Origin of the sequence: Aureitalea sp. L0-47, assembly GCF_026126405.1 — a bacterium.
GTDB lineage: Bacteria > Bacteroidota > Bacteroidia > Flavobacteriales > Flavobacteriaceae > Pukyongia.
Genome location: NZ_JAFMTQ010000012.1, coordinates 85,823 through 105,835, shown reverse-complemented (window position 1 = coordinate 105,835; position 20,013 = coordinate 85,823). Strand labels below are relative to the sequence as shown.

The window sequence follows — 20,013 nt, the reverse complement described above, 5'->3', positions numbered from 1 at the left end:
TTTAAAACTGAAATAAGATGACAATAGATCTCGGAACGATCTTTAAAGAATACTATATAGAGCTAACTAATTTGCTCCCAAAGATCATAACGGCACTAATAGTAATTGTGCTGTTTATTTTGCTGGGTAAATTGTTCTATATCATCCTGGGAAAACGGATACAGCGTAAATGGCAGGACAGTATCATTTCGAATTTCATTTCCCAGTCTGTTAAATGGTCGTTTTACATTTTCGGATTAATTATCGGGTTGAATATTGTAGGCTTTGGTGCAGTAGCGGGTAGTTTGGTAGCCGGTGCGGGAATTGGAGCCATTATCATAGGTTTTGCTTTCAAAGATATTGGTGAGAACTTCCTTTCCGGAATCATACTGGCAATTAAAAGACCTTTCGAGATTGGAGACATCATCGAGGTGGATACGTATAAAGGGAAGGTGGAAGATCTTGATCTTCGTCTCACCCACCTTCGGAATTTTGAAGGAAAGGACATTTATATTCCAAACGCCACCATCATAAAGAATACACTTATAAACTATACGAAGGACGGATTTCTACGTATAGAATTTAATATTGGGATCGCCCCGGAATGTTCTCTGGACCAGACCCGTGAACTTATTATGGATTACTTCGGAACAAATAAAGAAGTGCTGAAGAAACCCGCACCCTATGTCCTTGTTCAGGAACTCGGCGAATTCACTACCGATCTCCAGGTTTTGTTCTGGGTGGATATAATGTCGAATAAGAAATTACCGGACAGTTACCTGGGTCATACCATCCGAAGTAAAGTGATAACGGATGTCAAAAGCATTTTAGACAGCAATGGAATTGAAATGCCTTCTCAGGTGCTGGAGCACAAAATGTATAGAGATCACAAGCTGCGACTCTCGAAGGAGGAAACAACATAGGGTTCTTTAAATTCATTCAGATCAATATAAAAGTAAAACAACCCGGCCTGAACCGGGTTGAACTTAAATAAATCAACTATACTGATATACAGGTAAATCAATATATCATTATGACATGCTATGTCCTACTCGACCGATTTTATCGGACGTACTTCCAGCATCGGACTTAACCGACTACGATGACCGGCGATTACCATGGGTAATACCAGTGCCGCCCCTCGTGAGGCTCTAGATAACTGTATCCGTTTTCGTGTCCAACGCATAATTCGCAATTAGCTTAACAAAATCCTGGGAACTTATCATCCCAACTATCTTTCCATCATCCATTACCACCAGGTGGTGTATCTTGTGCTTCAGCATATTCTTTGCTGCACTTTGGGCATTGGTGTTCGGAGGGATCACATGTACCAATCCCGGTTTCAACACCTCTTCAATGATACGGGAATCGTCCATTTCAAGGCAGAGATCGGTGGCCGTCACTATACCTCGAATGTTTAACGCACCTAATGGGATCGCTTCTACTATCGGAAGGGCGTGTATCCCTTCCCTTTTCATCAGCGTACGCACTTCACCTACAGTGGTATTACCCGCTGCGGTGAGCACCGATGTGGTCATAAAGTCTTTTACCTGTATACTCATAATTTTAGTCTTTATGTTTATTGGGCGGCTTTCCCGCCTATTGGTTTTCCAAAGGCTAGACGTGTTCCGCGGTTAACGCCTTCTCAACGTCGTAAGGGAACACGTTCTCCATACCCTTGGTAATTGCTTCTTCGTTCAATGGTAACAAGTGATGGTAGCGTTCCGGTAAGGATTCTTTTAGTCCTTTGAGAACATTCTTAATAGTCACTACCGGGCGTATTTTCAGGAATGCACCCAACAATATCATATTAAATACCTTTCTGTTACCCATTTCCGTTGCAAGTTTATAACCATCTACCCGGAAGATCCTAATGTCTTTCCGCGTTGGATGTGATACAATGCCGTTGGGATCGTAGATCAATATACCTCCCGGTTTTACGGCATTTTCAAACTTATCCATGGATTGTTGGTTCAGGATAATGGCGGTATCGTATACCTTTAGGTATGGCGAACTAATACGGTCGTCACTTAAGATCACCGTCACATTCGCGGTTCCACCTCGCATTTCGGGTCCGTAAGACGGCATCCAGCATACTTCTTCACCTTGCAGCATCCCTGCATAGGCTAAGATCTTTCCCATGGACAATACTCCCTGGCCACCAAATCCCGCTATGATCATTTCTTGTGTCATGCTACTTGTTTTATTTTTCCATTTACCTTAATATCACCTAGTGGATAGTATGGGAACATATTTTCCTCCATCCATATATTCGATTCATTTGGCGTCATCTTCCATCCGGAATTACAATTGGAAACGATCTCAATGAAGGATAAGCCTTTCTTCAATCGTGTATTCTCAAACGCCTTCTTAATCGCCTTCTTGGCCTTGCGCACATGTTTGTGTGTATGTACCGACTGCCGCGTCACATAATAGGTTCCGGGCAGATTGGCCACCAGTTCACTCATCTTGATAGGTGATCCCATGGTGTCAATCTCACGTCCGTATGGTGACGTAGAGGTTCGCATACCTGGCAAAGTGGTTGGTGCCATCTGGCCACCGGTCATCCCGTAGATCCCGTTATTCACGAAGAGCACCACGATATTCTCACCCCTGTTACAGCAGTGAATGGTCTCGGCAGTACCTATGGCGGCAAGGTCACCATCTCCCTGGTAGGTGAAGACGTATTTCTCGGGCCAAATCCTGGCGATACCGGTCGCTACCGCAGGTGCACGCCCGTGAGCTGCCTGGGTCATATCCACGTTCATAAAATCGTAGGCAAATACCGAGCATCCTACGGGAGCTACACCGATAGTATCCTCGGCGATACCAAGTTCATCGATCACCTCCATGGCGATATTATGTGCTGTCCCGTGACCACAACCCGGACAATACGTCAAGGTAGTGTCGGTCATTAATTTGGTCTTACAAAAGACTTGGTTCTCGGGTCGTATGATGTCTAATACTTCCATCTTTCACGATTTTTTGTTCTAATGCTTCTAATATTTCTTCAGGGGTATGAATGATACCACCGGTTCTTCCGAAGTGCTCTGCCGGCACCTTGTGTTCTATTGCCAGGCGAACATCATCTATCATTTGCCCTGCATTCATTTCAACGCTGAGCACACCTTTTACCTGGTCCGCCAGTTTGTTCAATGGTTTCGTTGGGAATGGGAAAAGCGTGATCGGACGTAGAAGTCCGGCGCGAATTCCTTTCTTACGAGCAAGCTCGACGGTCTTTTGAGCGATACGTGCGCTCGATCCGTAGGCTACGATAAGATATTCGGCATCATCGCAGAAAATAGTTTCATAACGCATATCTTCTTGCTCCATGCGTTCGTATTTTTTCATCAAACGTCTTACGCGTTGTTCCATTCGCTCAGGTTCCAGGTACAAGGAAGTAATGATGTTTCTTTCCCTGTCTTTTTTACCAGTCGTAGCCCAGTCGCCATAACGCTCGGCTACCTCTTCGTCGGTCAATCGCTTTTGCTCATCTTTCAGCACCACTTTCTCCATCATTTGGCCAATTAGCCCGTCGGAAAGTATCATTACAGGTGTGCGGTACTTAAATGCCATTTCGAAGCCATCAGAGACGAAGTCGGCCATTTCCTGAACCGAAGCCGGTGCCAGGACATACATATGATAGTCGCCGTGGCCTCCACCTTTCACAGCCTGGTAGTAATCCGCTTGCGAAGGTTGGATAGTCCCTAAACCAGGACCACCACGTACTACGTTAACAATAAGAGCAGGAAGTTCCGCTCCCGCCAGATAGGAAATACCTTCCATTTTCAGGGAGATCCCGGGACTAGAGGATGAGGTCATCACTTTTTTTCCCGTACCAGCCGCTCCGTAAACCATGTTGATAGCGGCTACTTCACTTTCAGCCTGAAGCACAACCATACCCGTGCGTTCCTCGGGGCGTTCTGTCATCAGGTATTCGATCACCTCCGATTGAGGTGTGATGGGGTAACCAAAGTAGGCGTCGGCTCCGGCGCGTATAGCCGCCTCGGCCAGTGCTTCGTTACCCTTCATTAATCTTAACTCAGACATAATTTCGTTTTACTTTAGTTATGCTACCTTAACTCGATACACTGCTATCGCCCTGTCCGGGCAAACGATAGCGCAGTTAGTACATCCGGTGCAGGCTTCAGGATCGCTCATATAAGCGTAGTGATAACCCTTGCGGTTCACTTCCTGGGACATGCTTATCACATCTGGCCCACAAACCGGAATACAAACTTCACATCCTTTACAGGCTTCAGTGTCGACTACGATAGCTCCTCTTACTTTTGCCATATTCTTAATTTTAGATGCAATTCTTGCAGGTTATTTTTAAGATTCTGAAAATTAGGCAGGTTTTGATGAATTAACTATGATAATTATCAGTTACGATTAATTTGAGAGCTTGTGATTTTTACCTAGTTTTAATACTCTGAAAGTGGCGAATTATGTACTTTTAGAGTACTTCTTCCATGTCGATTGTTTAAACCGAATGTCCAGTGAAAGATCTAGCGCAGTTTATCCATAAAATAATAGAATCCAACCCTAAGGAAGTTGACCTTACCAGTGATCTGCATTCGGAATTGATCATTGAGACCGTAGAATCAATTTTGGAGCAGGTTTCCAGTATAAAGGATATAGAAACCATCGAAAGCCAACTCATAGAAAAGAACGATCCTTCGCTAATATTCATTTTGCTTGCCCTGAAAATTGTACGATCCAAACTGCTCGCTTCCGAAGTGAAAAAAACCATACATGTTTCAGTTGTTTTTGCCGTCTACAAGGAGCACAACCGAATACTCAAGAGCAGTGAACATCCTCATGGAGAGGATTTCCTTTTAAAAAAGGTTCGACAGCTGGAATGGTTGTTCAGTGATACACCGCAAATTAGCTGGGAATTGATGGTAGTAGACGACGGATGCCCGGAAGGGAGCGGTAAAATAGCCGAAGAAATCATAAAAGAGAACGATCTCGGTGAACAGGTTCGAGTGTTGTTCCTGGAAGAGGCGATTGCCAAAGGATATGCTCCCGCTAAGCAGTTGAACTCAACAAATGAGAGTCAGAAAGGCGGTTCCATAGTCTACGGTATGTGGGATGCGGTGCGAAGGCATGGAAAGGAAGATCATGTAGTGGTCTATACCGATGCTGACCTGTCCACGCATTTAGGGCAGCTCATGCTGCTGATCGATCCTATTCAGCATAAAAACAAAGCGGTGGCAATAGGTTCCAGAAGGGAAAAGGAATCGGTGGTTATTAAAAAAGGAGCGCGAAACGATAGAGGAAAGCTGTTTATCTATCTATGGAAACGACTCATTCCGAATTTAGGGCATGTAGTGGATACCCAATGTGGTTTTAAGGCATTTGAAGCCAGAATGGTTTCAGAAATAATAGATAATCTTATTGAAAAGAAATTTGCTTTCGATATAGAACTCCTACTACGGTCCGAGCTGGTTAAAAAAGGTTCAGTGATCAAAGTTCCAATCGCGTGGATAGATAGTGAAGCGGCATCGACCACTACCGACTTACAACCTTATTTGCCCATGCTGAAAGCCATAGTTAAAATGAACCGAAGGTATTTCCCGGATGAGGCTAGAAGGAATTATTTTGCCGATTTTATCGCTCAGCTGGATCCAGAGGCATTTGACATACTCCTTGAAAATATCCCGCAAGCAATTGTATCCAGGGAACCGGCTGAGTTCGCGGATTTCGACGGTGTAAGAGTTTCAGATTTGACCACATGACCCATTCGTAATAAAACAAGATAATTTCAATAGTTTTAAACATGACTCTTACCAAACGACTTCTCATCATTATTGGAACAGTGATAATTCTGCTCCTCATCCCTTTCACAGCCATGCAGTTCACGGATGAAGTGAACTGGGGCGTAATGGATTTTGTGATCATGGGCGCATTGCTACTGGCGATGGGATTGCTCATCAATATGATCGGCAAACGAATACGAAAGAAAACCTCAAAAATATTACTTATCGCTGCAGTGGTGGTTGTCTTCATGCTCGTTTGGGCCGAATTGGCTGTGGGGCTCTTCGGAACACCAATCGCGGGCAGTTGATCTAGAATCAATCTATATTTCTAGGTATCTAATGTTATTTTTTGAAACTAGCATGTATCTTCGTTACGTATGAAAAAAATTCACTTCGCGCTCTGCATTCTAATCAGTCTGTCTTGTTATTCACAAAACCGATCCGAATTTGACATCTATCGCAGTCCGGAATACAGGGATGCGCATAAGATAGACAGCATACTGGCGGTTCATACTTCACCAGATGGAAAGACGGGATTTATCCGACATGACAATAAGCGAATCTATTTTGATCTATTTGACGAGCGGTTGGTAAATATCCATACTGAAGAGATAAAAAAGGCCCGACGAGAGCAGGTTGTGGGGGAAATATTTTATAATAACGAAATTAAGGTGTTCACCCAAAGTTATCCGGAAAAAGATGAGCTTGTACTTTCATGCTATCAAATGAATTTTGAAGAAAAGTCGCATAATAGGATTGATCTTACTAGTTGGAACGTGGATAAAAAAATGGGGCTATTTTCAAACAAAAGAGGAACCAGCGTTGCATTATCTCCTGATGAGAAGTTTTTTTCGGTTAGTTCATTTACCATCAACCGGAATATGATCTATTTTCAGGTGACTGTCTTTAATGCTGAGACTCTGGAGGAGGTGTTCAGTAAACAAACCAGCCGAAATGAGAACAAATTCTACAGTGTACTTGAGTCATACCTGGACGACGAATTGAATGTTTTTATTCTGGGAGAATCGTATTACAATGAAGAGACGGAGATGGAGATATCTATTGAAAACCGTCACTTCCGCCTCGAGAAATATTCGGCAGACAATGTAACTGAAGTCAGGATTCAGAAGGCGGACAAGTACATAAACGTTGTGAAATCGATTCAAATGGATAGGAAACTCAACTTTTATGGTTTTTATTCTGAATCTGGCGACAATAGGATCAAAGGTGTGTGTAACTTCCATATTGACATGTTTGATCTTAGCTTATCTGAAATTAAATTGCAAGGTTTACCAACTGAAGTCTACGAAGGCATCTATGGTAAAAATCGAGCTGAGAGGAAGAAAAGGAAGGGTAAGGAATTATACGGTTTTATTGTGAACTATATACTTGAAGACGACGAAAAGAACAGCTATTTACTAGCCGAGGAATATTCTCCGGGAACCCATGGTGCCTTACCTCCAGCCGCCGGTGTACTAGGTGGTGCGTACCAATCAACACCATACTATGGGAATATTGTAATAATTAAGTTTGATAAAGCAGGGACCATGCAATGGGGACGAAGTATTTCTAAAAATGATTCAAGAGCTACCTATAATGCCTTTGTAAAGGATAATAATTTGCATGTTTTAGCTAATGCCGCCACTAACTTAAAGCAAAAGGACGACGGCCGAACCCGTGCCACTAAGAGTTTTTTTGGCCCAACAACACTCTACGATTTCAAATATGATGCGAATGGAGAGGTAATAATTAAAAGAATACAGGATAATAAAGGTAAAACATTGTACATTCCGCATAATGGAAATTATGTGAACGGACGTTTTATTATGCTAAGTGATTCCTGGACAGAGCGTCGTTTTTTGGTGCTGGAGTAATGTATGAGTTAATAGGGGCATTCTCCGTATCTTTATTTCTGAAGTATGGATCATCATAAAATAATTAGCGAACTCACAAGGAATTCACAGGTCTTTCATGATCTGCTGAAAGACAGCTCCAAAGAGATGGTGCTTTGGAAACCGGCACCAGACAAATGGTGCCTGTTAGAGATCGTTTGTCATCTTCACGATGAAGAATGTGAAGATTTTCGAGCCAGGGTGAAACATGTGCTTGAATGTCCGAATGAACCCATGCCACCCTTTGATCCTTTGGATTTGGTCAAGGCTCGGAATTACATAGGGCAGGATTTCCAGGTCATGCTAGATAAATTTTCAGAAGAACGATCAAGGTCCCTAAAATGGTTGAGCTCCCTTAAAGCACCTAATTGGGATAATTCCTATCAACACCCGAAATTAGGGCCTATGTCCGCCGAACTCTTCCTTACCAATTGGCTGGCGCATGACTACATTCACATCAGGCAGATCCTTAAGGTAAAGTTCGCTTATCTGCAACAATCCACAAATGAACCTCTGTCCTACGCAGGTTCATGGTAGGCTGGTACACTAAGCTTCAGGCCACTGATTATGAATATTAGAATTATTAATCTTTAAAAGGTGGTATAAATTCTTTTCGCCCAATTTTGTTATATTTATCTAAGATTGAGACTACTATCCCCTACTAGTCATAGTATAATTGCACAATGTTTCTGACCATTTTTAATGGTTTTTGCCAATTACTTATGTTAATCCATCTAAACACAGATTCATGAAAAAGACCATCCTCCTTATCGGCTTATTTATTACATGTATTTCAATATCATTTGCCCAAGTTGGTGCAGATCCCAATGCACCTGTATGGGGCTTATATGCATCCGGCGTGGGTGAAAGATTATCTCCGTGCATGGATCCGTGCTGGGTAACATATGGCGTAGCAATGACCACAGATCCGAATATTGTAGCCAATCTCGAATACGGAACCATGGCACCCATAGTTACCGGTGTGACCTGGGCAGAGGCGACCGCTCAACAAAGAAGATTTGGCCGCTACTTCGATGATGAGCCGGACGGAACCTGGAAATGCACACCTTGCGATGTTCCTCAGCCTGACTTGTCATGTGCCTGGAGTTCTACCTACGGCAAAATTCATTGGGGTGAAGGTTATTACGGATCCACTACAAAAACAATTTCAGGAAAACTTTTCAAAAAAGAAGGCGTCTGGGTATATGAGGGAACCTGGGGAAGAACAAATAGCAGTCGTTCAGGTAAAGTGGTTTTTACTTTTACGTCGGCAACATCCTTTAAAGGGTACTGGACAGAAGGAAATTCAGGAAAAAATACCACATGGACCGGTTCAGGTGATTGCGAGTAGGATCAGAGAAGTATTGATATAATGTTCATCCGATAGTTAATAAATGGCTAAGCCCCTATACCGCGTATACGTTATCGAATTAAAAAAGAAGGTCTTTACCGAGCATCGCCGTTTTAGGGAGACCAATCCGCAGTTTAACGGAGTCCTGGAATGTCTTTACGTGGGAATGACCTCAAAGACGCCCAAAGAACGGTTCCTTCAGCATAAAACAGGACATATCAGCAAAAAGGGGCACAATATCTCATCGAGCATAGTTCGGAAATACGGTTCTTATCTTAGACCCAGCCTGTACAATCATATCCCTCCTTTAGCCACAAGAGCCGAGGCTTTAAAGATGGAAGAACAGCTCGCAAAGGAGTTGCGAAGAAAGCGGTATGCGGTTTGGTATAACTAGTAGAATTATTTACTTTCATCGCTCTATTATGAAAGTGATAATTACTATTCTAATTACTGTCATAGCAATTCTGTTTTCTACTGAACTGAATGCGCAGGACCGTAGAGGCATTCAGCCCGAGAAAGGCAGGTATGCTATAGATTCCACGCTTAAATTAGCCGTGTGGTCGCCCGGGTTAGACGCTCGAAATTATTTGTGGCGGAATACAGGAGACAGCATCCTGGTGAATAAAAGTCTGTACGCCATGTCTTCAGATTCGAAGTGGCTCTACAATTATAAAGATTCTATTAAGCTCGTTAAAACCAGGCTGCCTTTTATTCAAATTCATACCGAAGAACCCATAGTGGATGAACCAAAAACCCTGGTCCGAATTCAATACACTCACAATGACACACTGCTAGATATGACCGCCGGGATCGAGTTGCGTGGTAACAGTGCCTTGCTATATCCGAAGAAGTCCTACGACCTCGAATTCAGGGACCCGAAGAACACCCGGGAATCCATAGACGTTCGACTTGAAAATATGAGGGAAGACGATGATTGGATCCTGAATAGCATCTACAACGAACCTCTCAGGTTGCGCTCACGATTCAGCAATGCCTTGTGGCTTGATATGCAAAGCGCTACCAAGGAACGAAAAGGCCAGGCAGGGGTGCGCATGCGCTATGCCGAAGTCTTCCTGGATGATAAATACCAGGGGATCTATCTGATCTCGGAACAGGTGGATCGAAAATTACTTGATCTCAAAAAAAAGAAAGGCGACACCGTAAGAGGGGAATTATTTAAAGCGTCCAGCTATCAACCGGGCTGCATGTTCACTGATGCGCCAGCATTCAACAACGCCTTTCCTACCTGGGCGGGATTCGAAATGAAATACCCTTATGAAGATTATACCGCGCACTATGACGATCTCGTAGCGTTTGTACGCATCGTAAGTAAGCGTAGTGACGAAGAGTTCAACAACTCGGTTTCCAAATGGTTGGACATCGAAAACGCTGTGGATTATTTCCTGTTTGTCAATTTACTCCGAGCCACGGATAATCTGGGTAAGAATTATTATTTAGCAAGAATGGATGAAGGGAAACCTTATTTTTTCATTCCCTGGGATCTGGATGGAGTGCTTGGAACAATTCAGGACGGTAAACGCATTCCAACCACTGATGACATCCTTTCCAATGGTCTATTCGACAGGCTTTGGGAAAACAATCCATTCAACTACAGGGAGAAAGTTATAAATCGGTGGAAGGAGTTGCGAACAGGTGAATTCTCCAACGACCACCTATTCAGCAAATTGGAACGACTGTACGTGGCCTTGTCGGATGCAGGTGTCTACGAACGGGAGCAACTGGTATGGAATAAAACCATGAATCCAAGCGAGGATTATGAATATCTCACTACCTGGCTGGAGGCCCGACTTGAATTTTTGGATGGGTATTTTTTAGCTAAGTAGGCTATCAGACTACTGGTGCATAAACGACTGCTTACCGAGTAGTTCCTCTTCGGTCTCTACATTATCCTCGTCAGGCACACAACAGTCCACCGGACATACAGCTGCACACTGAGGCTCATCGTGGAATCCTTTGCACTCCGTACACTTATCGGCTACGATATAGTAAAGCTCGTCGCTTACTGGTTCCTGTGTCTCATCTGCGTCTACCTCTTTTCCATTGGGTAAAACAACCTTCCCGGATAGATCCGTTCCATCGGCATAACGCCAGTCGTCAGCTCCTTCGTAAATAGCGGTATTCGGGCATTCGGGCTCACAAGCCCCGCAGTTGATGCATTCGTCTGTTATAATGATTGCCATAGCATTTCTTTTTCTAACTTTGCTCAAATTTAAAACCTGGAAAGGGGAACTCCAAACGTAAAATGCAATTACAACAAAGAATTAACGCTTTCGTGAAGCTGGGTGAAAAACTCAACAGCACCTTGCAGAACGAAAAGGAACTCTTTGAAACCGCCTCGGCGCATAACGGCTGGTTTACCCTCGAAAACCTGGAATTCGCCCTAAAAAGCTGGAATGAGGCCCTTTCCGAAGAAAATATCAACCAATGGTTAAAGGATTATACCATCCCTGAGACCGATCCCAAAACCGTCGCCATCATAATGGCGGGAAATATTCCACTGGTTGGATTTCACGATTTTATTTCAGTCCTGATCACAGGGAACCACGTACTAGCAAAGCTTTCTTCTCACGATACCATTTTGCTACCTTTTATTGCTGAAAAGCTCATAGAGATCGAACCGGGATTCAAGGACCGGATAGAATTTACGGATGGACGCCTTACCAACTTCGATGCTGTGATTGCCACGGGTAGTAATAATACGGCTCGTTATTTTGATTATTACTTCGGAAAGTACCCACATATTATAAGAAAGAACCGTAATTCAGTGGCTGTACTATCGGGAGAAGAAACACAGGAACAGCTGAAAGGTCTGGCAAATGATATTTTCAGGTACTTCGGACTCGGTTGCCGAAATGTCTCCAAGATCTTTATTCCGAAGGAATATAACTTCGATCCTTTTTTCAATGCCATGTTCAGTTGGAAAGAGATCATCAATAACAATAAGTACATCAACAACTACGACTACAATAAGGCCGTTTACTTAATGAGTGACATTGATTTGCTGGACAATGAGTTTATGCTGCTAAAAGAAGACAGCAACTACTCCTCTCCTATTTCGGTGGTGTTCTACGAATACTACGATTCGATCGATTCCCTGAAAAATAATCTCCGGGAAAATTCGGAACAGATCCAGGCTGTCGTTTCAAACACGGAACTTCCCAATGCTATTCCTCTTGGAAATGCCCAAACACCACAACTCTGGGACTACGCAGATGGGGTTGACACGGTGGAGTTTTTACTGAATCTTTAGGAGATTCGTTTATTCGTTTATTCGTTGATACGGTTAGGTGTAATTGTTGTTTCATAGATTCGGTACTTCCGCTTTCGACTTCGGACTTTTAACGTGGGGATTATCGTATCATGGCGTTATTAGTATCGCTACGCCCATGGAATCTTGGATCACAAGATGATAAACCGTCAACATTGGACAACTCACAACCCACAACCCACCATTCACAACCACAAAAATGTTGATGCGTTGATTCGTTGATTCGGGAATATTCACCATTCACTACTCACTCTTCACATCGGACAATCCACAATCCACAACTCGCAACCCTCAGCCGTTCACTGAGCCAGTAGCCAAGATATTTAAAACAACGAATCCACAAATAAACAAATCAACACCCTTCTTACCGGTTAATTTCCTGTTGAAACTTTTCCTAACAAATATCATTTTATTTACACTAAATAATTGGTTTCTTCACATCTTTGTATTCTGAAAAAATCTCTCATGAAAAAACACAATTTCAGCCCGGGCCCTTGTATCCTTCCTCAATCAGTTTTTGAAAAAGCCTCACAGGCGGTATTAGACTATGAAGGCGTAGGACTATCTATCCTTGAAATGTCGCACAGAAGTAAAGAATTTGTAGAGGTGATGGAGCGTGCAAAATCGCTTGCCCTGGAACATTTAGGACTACAGGGAAAGGGATACCAGGCACTCTTCCTTCAGGGTGGTGCAAGTACTCAATTCCTAATGGTTGCTTACAACTTACTTGAGAACAAGGCTGCCTACCTGAACACAGGAACCTGGGCGAATAAGGCGATCAAAGAGGCGAAACTCTTTGGTGAAGTGGTTGAAGTAGCTTCCTCCAAAGAAGCCAATTTCAATTACATTCCTAAGAACTATTCGGTTCCTTCCGATGTAGATTACTTTCACTGCACCAGTAACAATACCATCTTCGGAACCCAGATGAAGCAACTTCCGGATACGGATGCACCCATTGTCTGCGATATGAGTAGTGATATTTTCTCTCGTCAGATGGATTTCAGTAAGTTCGGTCTGATCTATGCCGGTGCCCAGAAGAATATGGGTCCTGCCGGAGCTACATTAGTGGTGGTTAAAGAAGACATCCTTGGGAAAGTAAGCAGAGTCATTCCATCCATGTTGGATTATAAGATTCATATAGGTAAAGACAGTATGTTCAATACCCCTCCTGCTTTTGCAGTATATGTTTCCATGCTTACGCTGGAATGGTTGAAAGATCAGGGTGGTATCGCAGGAATTGAGTCAGTAAACAACGCCAAAGCGGAACTGCTATATAACGAAATAGACCGCAACCCATTGTTTGTTGGTTTTGCAGCTGAAGAAGATCGTTCACCCATGAACGCAACCTTTAACCTTACGGATGAAAGCGTCAAGGACCGATTCGATTCTTTATGGCAAGAAGCAAATATCAACGGAATCAGCGGTCATAGAAGCGTAGGTGGTTACCGCGCTTCCATGTACAACGCTTTACCACTATCCAGTGTACAGGTGCTGGTGGATGTGATGCGGGAAGCTGAGCGTATATCTTAGTTTTAAGTGCTAAGTTTTAAGTGTTAAGTATGATTGAGGAGAAGAGTTTTGATTTTGCGTTGAAGATCTTAAAACTTGTGAAAATACTTAAAGAAGCATAAGAATTTGTTATTGCAGATCAGCTTTTAAAGTGCGGGACTAGTATTGGAGCGAATGTGAGCGAAGCCGGGGGCGGGACAAACCAGAAGAGATTTTATAGCAAAGATGTCCATAGCCTCCAAAGAAGCCAGAGAAACGAGATATTGGTTGCGGCTAATAAATGAAGGAAAATTAGTCAACTTTGAACTGGAAGAATATTTTGATGAAATAGACCAAATCATCAAAATGTTGACAAAAATTGTTAAAACGAGCCAATCAAATACTTAAAATTTAACATTTAACACTTAACGCTTAACACTGTTATGAAAGTACTAGCAAACGACGGAATATCACAAAGTGGGATCGATGCATTAGAAGCTGGGGGATTTGAAGTGATCACTACCAAAGTCGCCCAGGAACAACTGGAAAATTACATAAACGAAAACCAGGTAGATGTGATCCTGGTACGAAGTGCCACCAAGGTTCGAAAGGACCTGATAGACGCCTGCGAATCGCTTAAGATCATCGGCCGTGGTGGTGTGGGTATGGACAACATAGATGTTGATTATGCTCGCAACAAAGGCTTGCATGTTATCAATACCCCTGCAGCTTCGTCGTCTTCCGTTGCTGAACTGGTATTTGCTCACCTTTTCGGAGGGGTGCGTTTCCTCTACGATGCCAACCGAAATATGCCACTAGACGGGGATCAGAAGTTCAAAGAATTGAAAAAGGCTTATGCCGGGGGTCGGGAGCTTCGAGGAAAGACCATTGGTATCATTGGCTTTGGAAGAATTGGACAGGAAGTGGCTAAGATTGCATTAGGCTGTGGAATGCGTGTATTAGCCAGCGACATGTTCGTGGAAGAAGCGAATGTTACTGTGGACTTCTACGATGGGCAGAAGGTAACCTTTACTATTAAGTCGGAACCCATTTCAGAAGTATTAAAGCAAAGTGATTTTATTACCCTGCACGTCCCTGCACAAAAGGACTACGTGATCGGTAAGTCAGAATTAGCAATGATGAAAGACGGAGCTGCTCTTATCAACGCTGCCCGCGGTGGCGTTATAGATGAAGATGCCCTGCTCGCAGCCCTTGAAAGTGGAAAGCTTTCTTTCGCAGCCCTGGACACATTTGAGGCAGAACCGACACCTCCAGTAAAGGTACTTATGAATAGTAGCATTTCGCTAAGTCCACACATCGGCGCTGCTACAAAGGAAGCCCAAGACAGAATTGGTACGGAACTTGCTAGTCAGATCATTGAAATCCTAAAACCTGCTTAAGCAGATTTTTAGTACATTAATAACTTAATCTAAACGTAAAGATAATGGCAGGAATACTAGAATTATTAAATAGTGACCTTGGTAAGCAACTCGTAAATGGTGCTAGCCGGGAAACTCATCAACCTGAGGACAAAACTGCGCAGGTAGTACAAATGGCGCTTCCGCTCCTTATGGGGGCCATGAAGCGAAATGCCAGCACACCGGATGGTGCTGCGGGCCTTATGGGCGCACTGGATAATAAACACGACGGAAGCCTACTCGATAATCTTGGAGGGTTTTTCGAAGGTGGGGTTTCTGAAGAACACAAGGTAGATAGCCTTGGGATTCTTGGACATGTACTGGGAGGCTCCCAGGACAATGTTGTGGGTGCCCTATCCAAAAAATCGGGTATGGACTCAAGTTCGGTAATGAAGATATTGCAGGTAGCTGCCCCTATCATCTTAGGTTATCTAGGAAAACAAAAGAAGCAGCAGAATGTTTCTTCCCAAAGCGGAATTGAAGGATTACTAGGCGGAATGCTGGGTGGTGGACGCAAACAACAAAAGAAACAGCAATCGATGATCGAGATGCTACTCGATGGTGATAACGATGGGAGTGTTGTAGACGACATCGCTGGTATGGTGCTAGGCGGAAACAAAAAGAAAGGCGGCGGTTTGCTCGGCGGCCTCTTCGGAAATTAATATTGTATAAAAACAATTGAAACGCCCCGGACGATAGTTTGGGGCGTTTTCTGTTAAAGGGCGTTAAAAAACCTCAGTAAGCTCGGCTGATTCGTAATTTTGTTACATCCCATGAAATACTGTATCGGCATATTATTGTTTGGATTACTGATCTTCGGCTGTGAGTCGGGAAGGAAGCCCATTGATGGTGGAGCGAAAGCGACTTCAGAAGAAATGGATACCATCCGGATCGCGAACGACAGCCTGGAATACGAGATCATCATTATGGATCTTGGCTTCAACAACTGGCTGGTTACCCAACCACCGGAAGGATTCTACAGTCAGACATTTTTGGAGAATCGCAACCGACTATTTGTTACTGAATACAACAGGCGCGTTCAGAATTTCCAACTCTACGACAGGAATCTCTACTGGCAGGAGATCAATTACGATTTCAATATAGATTACGGATACGAAGTAAATTATTTGTTGTATAACTATTTTATGTTCTTCCAGGAACGGTACAGACAGTCGTTCGTGGGAGGCAGACAAGGCCCCAAAGGATGAAGAAACTAAAGGAGCGTTGGAATATTGATAGCGACTGGCAATTGTTTGTGATTTTTCTCGCGTTTGCAATTACCGGTAGCACGTCTGCAAAGTTCTCCGGACCGATTATGGAAAGTTTAGGCTTTGGCTGGGAATCAACACGCTGGTACATTTATATGCCTATATATGTGATGGTGCTGACTCCTTTGTATCAAATTATTCTAGTAATTGTGGGGTGGATTTACGGGGAAACCAATTTTTTTTGGAACTTTGAAAAGAAAATGCTCAGGCGATTAGGACTTGGGTTTTTGATAAAAAATGAATCTTAATACGCGTTTCATAGGGATCTTCATGTTACTGTCATTGCTTAGTCCATTGACAGTGCAGACTGTTCATGCTTTGGATGGGCATACCCACGAAATTTGTACGGATTTCTCTACACACGTTCACGAGCAGGAAATCGATTGTAGCATCGACCTGTTTCAGTTCTCGTCCTTTGATTTCAATCCCATTGATTCCGAAGTAGAATACATCGCCATTTTTATTGGCGACACTCCGGAGATCACAAATCTTCATATTACTTCTAATACCAGGTACGCAAACCATTTACGGGGTCCCCCGGCTTAAAGGATACTTCCGCTAATATCTTTTAATAATTAAATGGTTGATAATGCGATTAACCCTGTTTCTCCTGTTGCTTGTTTTTAGTTCAACAGGTATTGCTCAAAACTGTGACAACATCCTTTCTGGTCGGGTCACCGATCAACACGATGGCACTCCCCTCTCGGGAGCTACTCTCGTATTGATGGATACCGACAAAGCCTCGCTGTCCGACATCGATGGTACTTACCAGTTTTCCGATCTATGCGAAGGAACCTATTCTATTCAGGTTAGTCACCCGGAATGCGACCCGAAAGTATTTTCGGTTAAAGTTCCAAGAAGAGGTGGCTTCAATATAGAATTGGAACATCATGTTGAGTTGCTCAAACAAGTAACCGTAGTGGGCACTGCCTATAGCACGAAATCTGAAACCTTACTGGAAAACAGGATCAATCTCGCCACGCTTGAAGAGTTTTCCGGTGCATCATTTGGAGATGCTATTAACACCTTGAGTGGTGTAAGCTCCCTTAACACGGGAAATACGGTGGTTAAACCTATGATCAACGGCTTACATTCAAGCAGGGTTACCATTATCAATAACGGTGTTCGCTTACAGGACCAGGAATGGGGTGCGGAGCATGCTCCTACCATCGATATTAACACGGCCGGGGCTATAACAGTACTAAAAGGCGCCTCTGCGCTTCAATATAGTGGTGATGCCATTGGAGGTGTTATTATTTCTGAACCTACCAGAATACCAATAAAAGATACTATTTACGGTAAAACCATACTCTATGGTGCCACAAATGGACGTGGCGGGGCTTTGACATCCAGTCTCACCAAATCCTACGGAAGCGGCTGGTATGGAACCATACAGGGAACGTTTAAGCGATTCGGAGATTTTGAAGCGCCGGATTATATTTTAAGTAATACGGGCTTGTTCGAAAGAGACGGCTCGTTACGAGTTGGGTACAAGCAATTCGATCAGGGAGTTGAGGGATATTATTCTTACTTCAGAAATGATATCGGTATACTTCGCGCCTCTCACCTGGGAGGAGCTCAGGATCAAATTGCAGCCATTTCCAGCGAGCGACCATTGATAATTCGAGATTTCACCTACGACATCGGTTCGCCAAGGCAGGAAGTGACCCATCACGTGGCGCAGTTGTCTGCGTTCAAACGAGTGAACAACCTGGGGAAATTATCCCTCTCCTACAATTTCCAATTGAACGAGCGTTTCGAATTCGACGTGCGAAGAGGTGATGATGAAGATACCCCTGCTGTAGACCTTGAATTGACGACACACCATGTAGCACTTGACCTGGAATCCAACATCAAGGAAAACCTGGGTGTAAAAGTGGGTGTTTCCGGGAACTTTCAGAATAATTTTGCCGACCCTGCAACCGGGGTGCGGAGATTGATCCCGGATTACGATCAATATCGCGCCAGTGTATATGGTATAGCCGATCTTGGTGTGAATGAGAAACTGAACCTCGAATTTGGCGGACGCTTCGATTATACCTTTATGGACGCTCAGAAGTTTTACCGTACATCCTTCTGGGAAAGCAGAGGATACGATGAATTGTTTCCAGAATTAGTGGTTGATACGTTCGGTAACCAGATCCTGACCAACCCCGAACTCGATTTCGCGAATGTTTCGGCAACCGCAGGACTGAATTACCAGATGAACGAAAACTACATATTTTATGCTAATTATTCACTGGCATCCAGGGCGCCAAATGCTTCGGAATTGTTCAGTGAAGGATTGCACCATAGTGCTTCGAGAATTGAATTGGGAGACCTTAGGTTTACTTCAGAAGTAGGTCATAAAATTGGGCTTACACTTCAGAAGAAAACAGGCGTACTGAGATTCACAGTGAATCCGTACATCAATTTGATCTCCGATTTTATTGTGATCGAACCTACCGGGATACAGCAAACCATTCGTGGTAATTTCCAGGTTTGGGAATACAGGCAGACCTCTGCAAGGTTAGCAGGTGTTGATTTCGATCTGAACGCTGATCTAACGGAAAACCTGGAGTTTGAGCATCAGTTTTCCTATATAAATGGGAGCGACACGGACTTGGATGTTCCGCTTATCAATATGCCACCGGCTTCAACAACGAATTCTTTGCATTACACTTTTCCCAACTTTTACGACCTGGTTTTAAGTGTGAAAAGTGAGTATGTCTTTGAACAGACGGAGTTTCCTGATAACAATTTCGAGGTTTTCCTACCCGAAACCGGCACCACGGAACTAGTAGATGTGAGCACGCCACCGGATGCGTATCATCTTTTAGGGCTGAAAGCGCAGGCTGGGTTCCATCTTGGTGATGGAGGAAGTAAACTGGATGTCGGACTCAGTGTGGCAAATCTTTTCGATACAAACTATCGAAACTACCTGAACAGGCTTCGCTTTTACGCAGACGACCTGGGACGGAACCTATCATTAAACATTAAAATTTCATATTAAATCAAATAAAATGACACATAAACTTATAAAATCAGCTTTGATCTTACTGGCCATCGTAGTGGCCTCATGCTCTGATGATGATGGCAATGCTCCACTTCCAGTGAACGAAGAGGAGATCATTACAACACTAAGGGTTACTTTGAATCCTATTGGAGGAGGTGCTCCAATAACGCTCGAATCAGTTGACCTTGATGGTGACGGGCCGAATGCCCCGGTAATTGATGTTAGTGGCCCCCTAACGGCAGGCACCAGTTACAGTGGGACCATTAAACTTCTGAATGAAACAGTGAATCCTCCCGAGGATATCACCCTTGAGGTAGAAGGTGAGGCAGATGAGCATCAATTCTTCTTTGTTGTTGGCGGAGGTCTGGATGCCCTGTTTACTTATACCAACTTCGATGGTAATGGTAACCCTCTGGGAACCGAATTTAACCTGGATGCTAACAGTGCGAGTACGGGTACGGTGAACTTTGTGCTAAGGCACGAACCCACAAAGCCTAATAATGGCACCCTCGCAGGCGCCGGAGGAGAGACAGACATCTCGGTGACCTTCGACCTTACAATCCAATAAGAA

The 20,013-nt window shown here is 43.6% G+C and carries 25 protein-coding genes; 19 read left to right on the top strand and 6 right to left on the bottom strand.

Features of this window, described 5'->3' with window-relative positions:
* Positions 1-17 precede the first annotated feature (17 nt).
* On the top strand, positions 18-902 hold the full coding sequence (locus tag J1N09_RS11980; RefSeq protein ID WP_265200467.1) for a mechanosensitive ion channel family protein: 885 nt from the start codon (positions 18-20) through the stop codon (positions 900-902).
* Between the two features lie 228 nt (positions 903-1,130).
* Here J1N09_RS11980 and J1N09_RS11975 read toward each other — a convergent pair whose 3' ends face one another.
* From J1N09_RS11975 to J1N09_RS11955, 5 genes are read right to left on the bottom strand one after another with little or no spacing between them, the layout of a single operon-like run.
* On the bottom strand, positions 1,131-1,541 hold the full coding sequence (locus tag J1N09_RS11975; RefSeq protein ID WP_265200466.1) for a cyclic nucleotide-binding/CBS domain-containing protein: 411 nt from the start codon (positions 1,539-1,541) through the stop codon (positions 1,131-1,133).
* 55 nt (positions 1,542-1,596) lie between these two features.
* Positions 1,597-2,172, bottom strand: a complete 576-nt coding sequence (locus J1N09_RS11970) for a 2-oxoacid:acceptor oxidoreductase family protein (RefSeq protein ID WP_265200465.1) — start codon at positions 2,170-2,172, stop codon at positions 1,597-1,599.
* Entirely contained in the window at positions 2,169-2,951 is a 783-nt protein-coding gene (locus J1N09_RS11965; RefSeq protein WP_265200464.1) for a thiamine pyrophosphate-dependent enzyme, read from the bottom strand. The genes J1N09_RS11970 and J1N09_RS11965 overlap by 4 nt, the downstream gene beginning before the upstream one ends.
* Positions 2,905-4,029 carry a 3-methyl-2-oxobutanoate dehydrogenase subunit VorB gene (locus J1N09_RS11960; RefSeq protein WP_265200462.1) on the bottom strand — a complete coding sequence of 375 codons (1,125 nt, stop codon included), beginning with the start codon at positions 4,027-4,029 and terminating at the stop codon, positions 2,905-2,907. The genes J1N09_RS11965 and J1N09_RS11960 overlap by 47 nt, the downstream gene beginning before the upstream one ends.
* 18 nt (positions 4,030-4,047) lie before the next feature.
* Positions 4,048-4,275: a ferredoxin family protein gene (locus tag J1N09_RS11955; RefSeq protein ID WP_265200461.1), complete on the bottom strand. Its 228-nt coding sequence runs from the start codon at positions 4,273-4,275 to the stop codon at positions 4,048-4,050.
* Between the two features lie 203 nt (positions 4,276-4,478).
* Here J1N09_RS11955 and J1N09_RS11950 point away from each other — a divergent pair, with 203 nt between their 5' ends.
* From J1N09_RS11950 to J1N09_RS11920, 7 genes are all read left to right on the top strand, one after another.
* Positions 4,479-5,720 carry a hypothetical protein gene (locus tag J1N09_RS11950; RefSeq protein WP_265200459.1) on the top strand — a complete coding sequence of 414 codons (1,242 nt, stop codon included), beginning with the start codon at positions 4,479-4,481 and terminating at the stop codon, positions 5,718-5,720.
* Between the two features lie 41 nt (positions 5,721-5,761).
* Positions 5,762-6,049, top strand: coding sequence for a hypothetical protein (locus J1N09_RS11945; RefSeq protein WP_265200457.1), 288 nt, complete (start codon positions 5,762-5,764; stop codon positions 6,047-6,049).
* 69 nt (positions 6,050-6,118) lie between these two features.
* Positions 6,119-7,615, top strand: coding sequence for a hypothetical protein (locus J1N09_RS11940; RefSeq protein ID WP_265200455.1), 1,497 nt, complete (start codon positions 6,119-6,121; stop codon positions 7,613-7,615).
* A 45-nt stretch (positions 7,616-7,660) separates the two neighbouring features.
* A complete protein-coding gene (locus J1N09_RS11935; protein WP_265200453.1) occupies positions 7,661-8,170 on the top strand; it encodes a DinB family protein in 510 nt (169 codons plus the stop codon).
* Between the two features lie 211 nt (positions 8,171-8,381).
* Positions 8,382-8,984, top strand: coding sequence for a hypothetical protein (locus J1N09_RS11930; protein WP_265200451.1), 603 nt, complete (start codon positions 8,382-8,384; stop codon positions 8,982-8,984).
* 43 nt (positions 8,985-9,027) lie between these two features.
* The gene (locus J1N09_RS11925; protein ID WP_265200450.1) at positions 9,028-9,378 is read left to right on the top strand and encodes a ribose-5-phosphate isomerase; all 351 of its coding nucleotides are present in this window, start codon (positions 9,028-9,030) and stop codon (positions 9,376-9,378) included.
* Between the two features lie 28 nt (positions 9,379-9,406).
* Complete coding sequence (locus tag J1N09_RS11920; RefSeq protein ID WP_265200449.1) at positions 9,407-10,828, top strand: CotH kinase family protein; 1,422 nt, start codon at positions 9,407-9,409, stop codon at positions 10,826-10,828.
* A gap of 9 nt (positions 10,829-10,837) precedes the next feature.
* Here J1N09_RS11920 and J1N09_RS11915 read toward each other — a convergent pair whose 3' ends face one another.
* On the bottom strand, positions 10,838-11,185 hold the full coding sequence (locus J1N09_RS11915; RefSeq protein WP_265200447.1) for a 4Fe-4S dicluster domain-containing protein: 348 nt from the start codon (positions 11,183-11,185) through the stop codon (positions 10,838-10,840).
* Between the two features lie 62 nt (positions 11,186-11,247).
* Between J1N09_RS11915 and J1N09_RS11910 the strand changes: the two genes are divergently transcribed.
* The 11 genes from J1N09_RS11910 to J1N09_RS11865 all read left to right on the top strand — a co-directional run bounded on the left by J1N09_RS11910 (position 11,248) and on the right by J1N09_RS11865 (position 20,010).
* On the top strand, positions 11,248-12,255 hold the full coding sequence (locus J1N09_RS11910; RefSeq protein WP_265200446.1) for an acyl-CoA reductase: 1,008 nt from the start codon (positions 11,248-11,250) through the stop codon (positions 12,253-12,255).
* Between the two features lie 483 nt (positions 12,256-12,738).
* Positions 12,739-13,803, top strand: a complete 1,065-nt coding sequence (serC, locus tag J1N09_RS11905) for a 3-phosphoserine/phosphohydroxythreonine transaminase (protein ID WP_265200445.1) — start codon at positions 12,739-12,741, stop codon at positions 13,801-13,803.
* A gap of 110 nt (positions 13,804-13,913) precedes the next feature.
* Positions 13,914-14,066 carry a hypothetical protein gene (locus J1N09_RS15520; protein ID WP_321160813.1) on the top strand — a complete coding sequence of 51 codons (153 nt, stop codon included), beginning with the start codon at positions 13,914-13,916 and terminating at the stop codon, positions 14,064-14,066.
* Positions 14,008-14,169 carry a four helix bundle protein gene (locus J1N09_RS15515; protein WP_321160812.1) on the top strand — a complete coding sequence of 54 codons (162 nt, stop codon included), beginning with the start codon at positions 14,008-14,010 and terminating at the stop codon, positions 14,167-14,169. Before J1N09_RS15520 ends, J1N09_RS15515 begins: the two co-directional genes overlap by 59 nt.
* 35 nt (positions 14,170-14,204) lie before the next feature.
* Positions 14,205-15,161 (top strand): D-2-hydroxyacid dehydrogenase, encoded by a 957-nt coding sequence (locus J1N09_RS11895; RefSeq protein WP_265200444.1) that lies wholly within the window; start codon positions 14,205-14,207, stop codon positions 15,159-15,161.
* A gap of 44 nt (positions 15,162-15,205) precedes the next feature.
* A complete protein-coding gene (locus tag J1N09_RS11890; protein ID WP_265200443.1) occupies positions 15,206-15,841 on the top strand; it encodes a DUF937 domain-containing protein in 636 nt (211 codons plus the stop codon).
* Positions 15,842-15,952: 111 nt separating this feature from the next.
* Complete coding sequence (locus tag J1N09_RS11885; protein WP_265200441.1) at positions 15,953-16,387, top strand: DUF6146 family protein; 435 nt, start codon at positions 15,953-15,955, stop codon at positions 16,385-16,387.
* Positions 16,384-16,695, top strand: a complete 312-nt coding sequence (locus tag J1N09_RS11880) for a DUF6787 family protein (protein WP_265200440.1) — start codon at positions 16,384-16,386, stop codon at positions 16,693-16,695. Before J1N09_RS11885 ends, J1N09_RS11880 begins: the two co-directional genes overlap by 4 nt.
* The gene (locus J1N09_RS11875; RefSeq protein ID WP_265200439.1) at positions 16,685-16,993 is read left to right on the top strand and encodes a hypothetical protein; all 309 of its coding nucleotides are present in this window, start codon (positions 16,685-16,687) and stop codon (positions 16,991-16,993) included. The genes J1N09_RS11880 and J1N09_RS11875 overlap by 11 nt, the downstream gene beginning before the upstream one ends.
* A gap of 43 nt (positions 16,994-17,036) precedes the next feature.
* Positions 17,037-19,439 (top strand): TonB-dependent receptor, encoded by a 2,403-nt coding sequence (locus tag J1N09_RS11870; protein ID WP_265200437.1) that lies wholly within the window; start codon positions 17,037-17,039, stop codon positions 19,437-19,439.
* Between the two features lie 10 nt (positions 19,440-19,449).
* Positions 19,450-20,010: a type 1 periplasmic binding fold superfamily protein gene (locus J1N09_RS11865; protein ID WP_265200436.1), complete on the top strand. Its 561-nt coding sequence runs from the start codon at positions 19,450-19,452 to the stop codon at positions 20,008-20,010.
* Positions 20,011-20,013: the final 3 nt, after the last annotated feature.

Bases quoted from the DNA above. Each gene is read 5' to 3' on its own strand.
- J1N09_RS11980 (WP_265200467.1), top strand. From the start codon at position 18: ATGACAATAGATCTCGGAACGATCTTTAAAGAATACTATATAGAGCTA.
- J1N09_RS11975 (WP_265200466.1), bottom strand. From the start codon at position 1,541: ATGAGTATACAGGTAAAAGACTTTATGACCACATCGGTGCTCACCGCA.
- J1N09_RS11970 (WP_265200465.1), bottom strand. From the start codon at position 2,172: ATGACACAAGAAATGATCATAGCGGGATTTGGTGGCCAGGGAGTATTG.
- J1N09_RS11965 (WP_265200464.1), bottom strand. From the start codon at position 2,951: ATGGAAGTATTAGACATCATACGACCCGAGAACCAAGTCTTTTGTAAG.
- J1N09_RS11960 (WP_265200462.1), bottom strand. From the start codon at position 4,029: ATGTCTGAGTTAAGATTAATGAAGGGTAACGAAGCACTGGCCGAGGCG.
- J1N09_RS11955 (WP_265200461.1), bottom strand. From the start codon at position 4,275: ATGGCAAAAGTAAGAGGAGCTATCGTAGTCGACACTGAAGCCTGTAAA.
- J1N09_RS11945 (WP_265200457.1), top strand. From the start codon at position 5,762: ATGACTCTTACCAAACGACTTCTCATCATTATTGGAACAGTGATAATT.
- J1N09_RS11940 (WP_265200455.1), top strand. From the start codon at position 6,119: ATGAAAAAAATTCACTTCGCGCTCTGCATTCTAATCAGTCTGTCTTGT.
- J1N09_RS11935 (WP_265200453.1), top strand. From the start codon at position 7,661: ATGGATCATCATAAAATAATTAGCGAACTCACAAGGAATTCACAGGTC.
- J1N09_RS11930 (WP_265200451.1), top strand. From the start codon at position 8,382: ATGAAAAAGACCATCCTCCTTATCGGCTTATTTATTACATGTATTTCA.
- J1N09_RS11925 (WP_265200450.1), top strand. From the start codon at position 9,028: ATGGCTAAGCCCCTATACCGCGTATACGTTATCGAATTAAAAAAGAAG.
- J1N09_RS11920 (WP_265200449.1), top strand. From the start codon at position 9,407: ATGAAAGTGATAATTACTATTCTAATTACTGTCATAGCAATTCTGTTT.
- J1N09_RS11915 (WP_265200447.1), bottom strand. From the start codon at position 11,185: ATGGCAATCATTATAACAGACGAATGCATCAACTGCGGGGCTTGTGAG.
- J1N09_RS11910 (WP_265200446.1), top strand. From the start codon at position 11,248: ATGCAATTACAACAAAGAATTAACGCTTTCGTGAAGCTGGGTGAAAAA.
- serC (WP_265200445.1), top strand. From the start codon at position 12,739: ATGAAAAAACACAATTTCAGCCCGGGCCCTTGTATCCTTCCTCAATCA.
- J1N09_RS15515 (WP_321160812.1), top strand. From the start codon at position 14,008: ATGTCCATAGCCTCCAAAGAAGCCAGAGAAACGAGATATTGGTTGCGG.
- J1N09_RS11895 (WP_265200444.1), top strand. From the start codon at position 14,205: ATGAAAGTACTAGCAAACGACGGAATATCACAAAGTGGGATCGATGCA.
- J1N09_RS11890 (WP_265200443.1), top strand. From the start codon at position 15,206: ATGGCAGGAATACTAGAATTATTAAATAGTGACCTTGGTAAGCAACTC.
- J1N09_RS11885 (WP_265200441.1), top strand. From the start codon at position 15,953: ATGAAATACTGTATCGGCATATTATTGTTTGGATTACTGATCTTCGGC.
- J1N09_RS11880 (WP_265200440.1), top strand. From the start codon at position 16,384: ATGAAGAAACTAAAGGAGCGTTGGAATATTGATAGCGACTGGCAATTG.
- J1N09_RS11875 (WP_265200439.1), top strand. From the start codon at position 16,685: ATGAATCTTAATACGCGTTTCATAGGGATCTTCATGTTACTGTCATTG.
- J1N09_RS11870 (WP_265200437.1), top strand. From the start codon at position 17,037: ATGCGATTAACCCTGTTTCTCCTGTTGCTTGTTTTTAGTTCAACAGGT.
- J1N09_RS11865 (WP_265200436.1), top strand. From the start codon at position 19,450: ATGACACATAAACTTATAAAATCAGCTTTGATCTTACTGGCCATCGTA.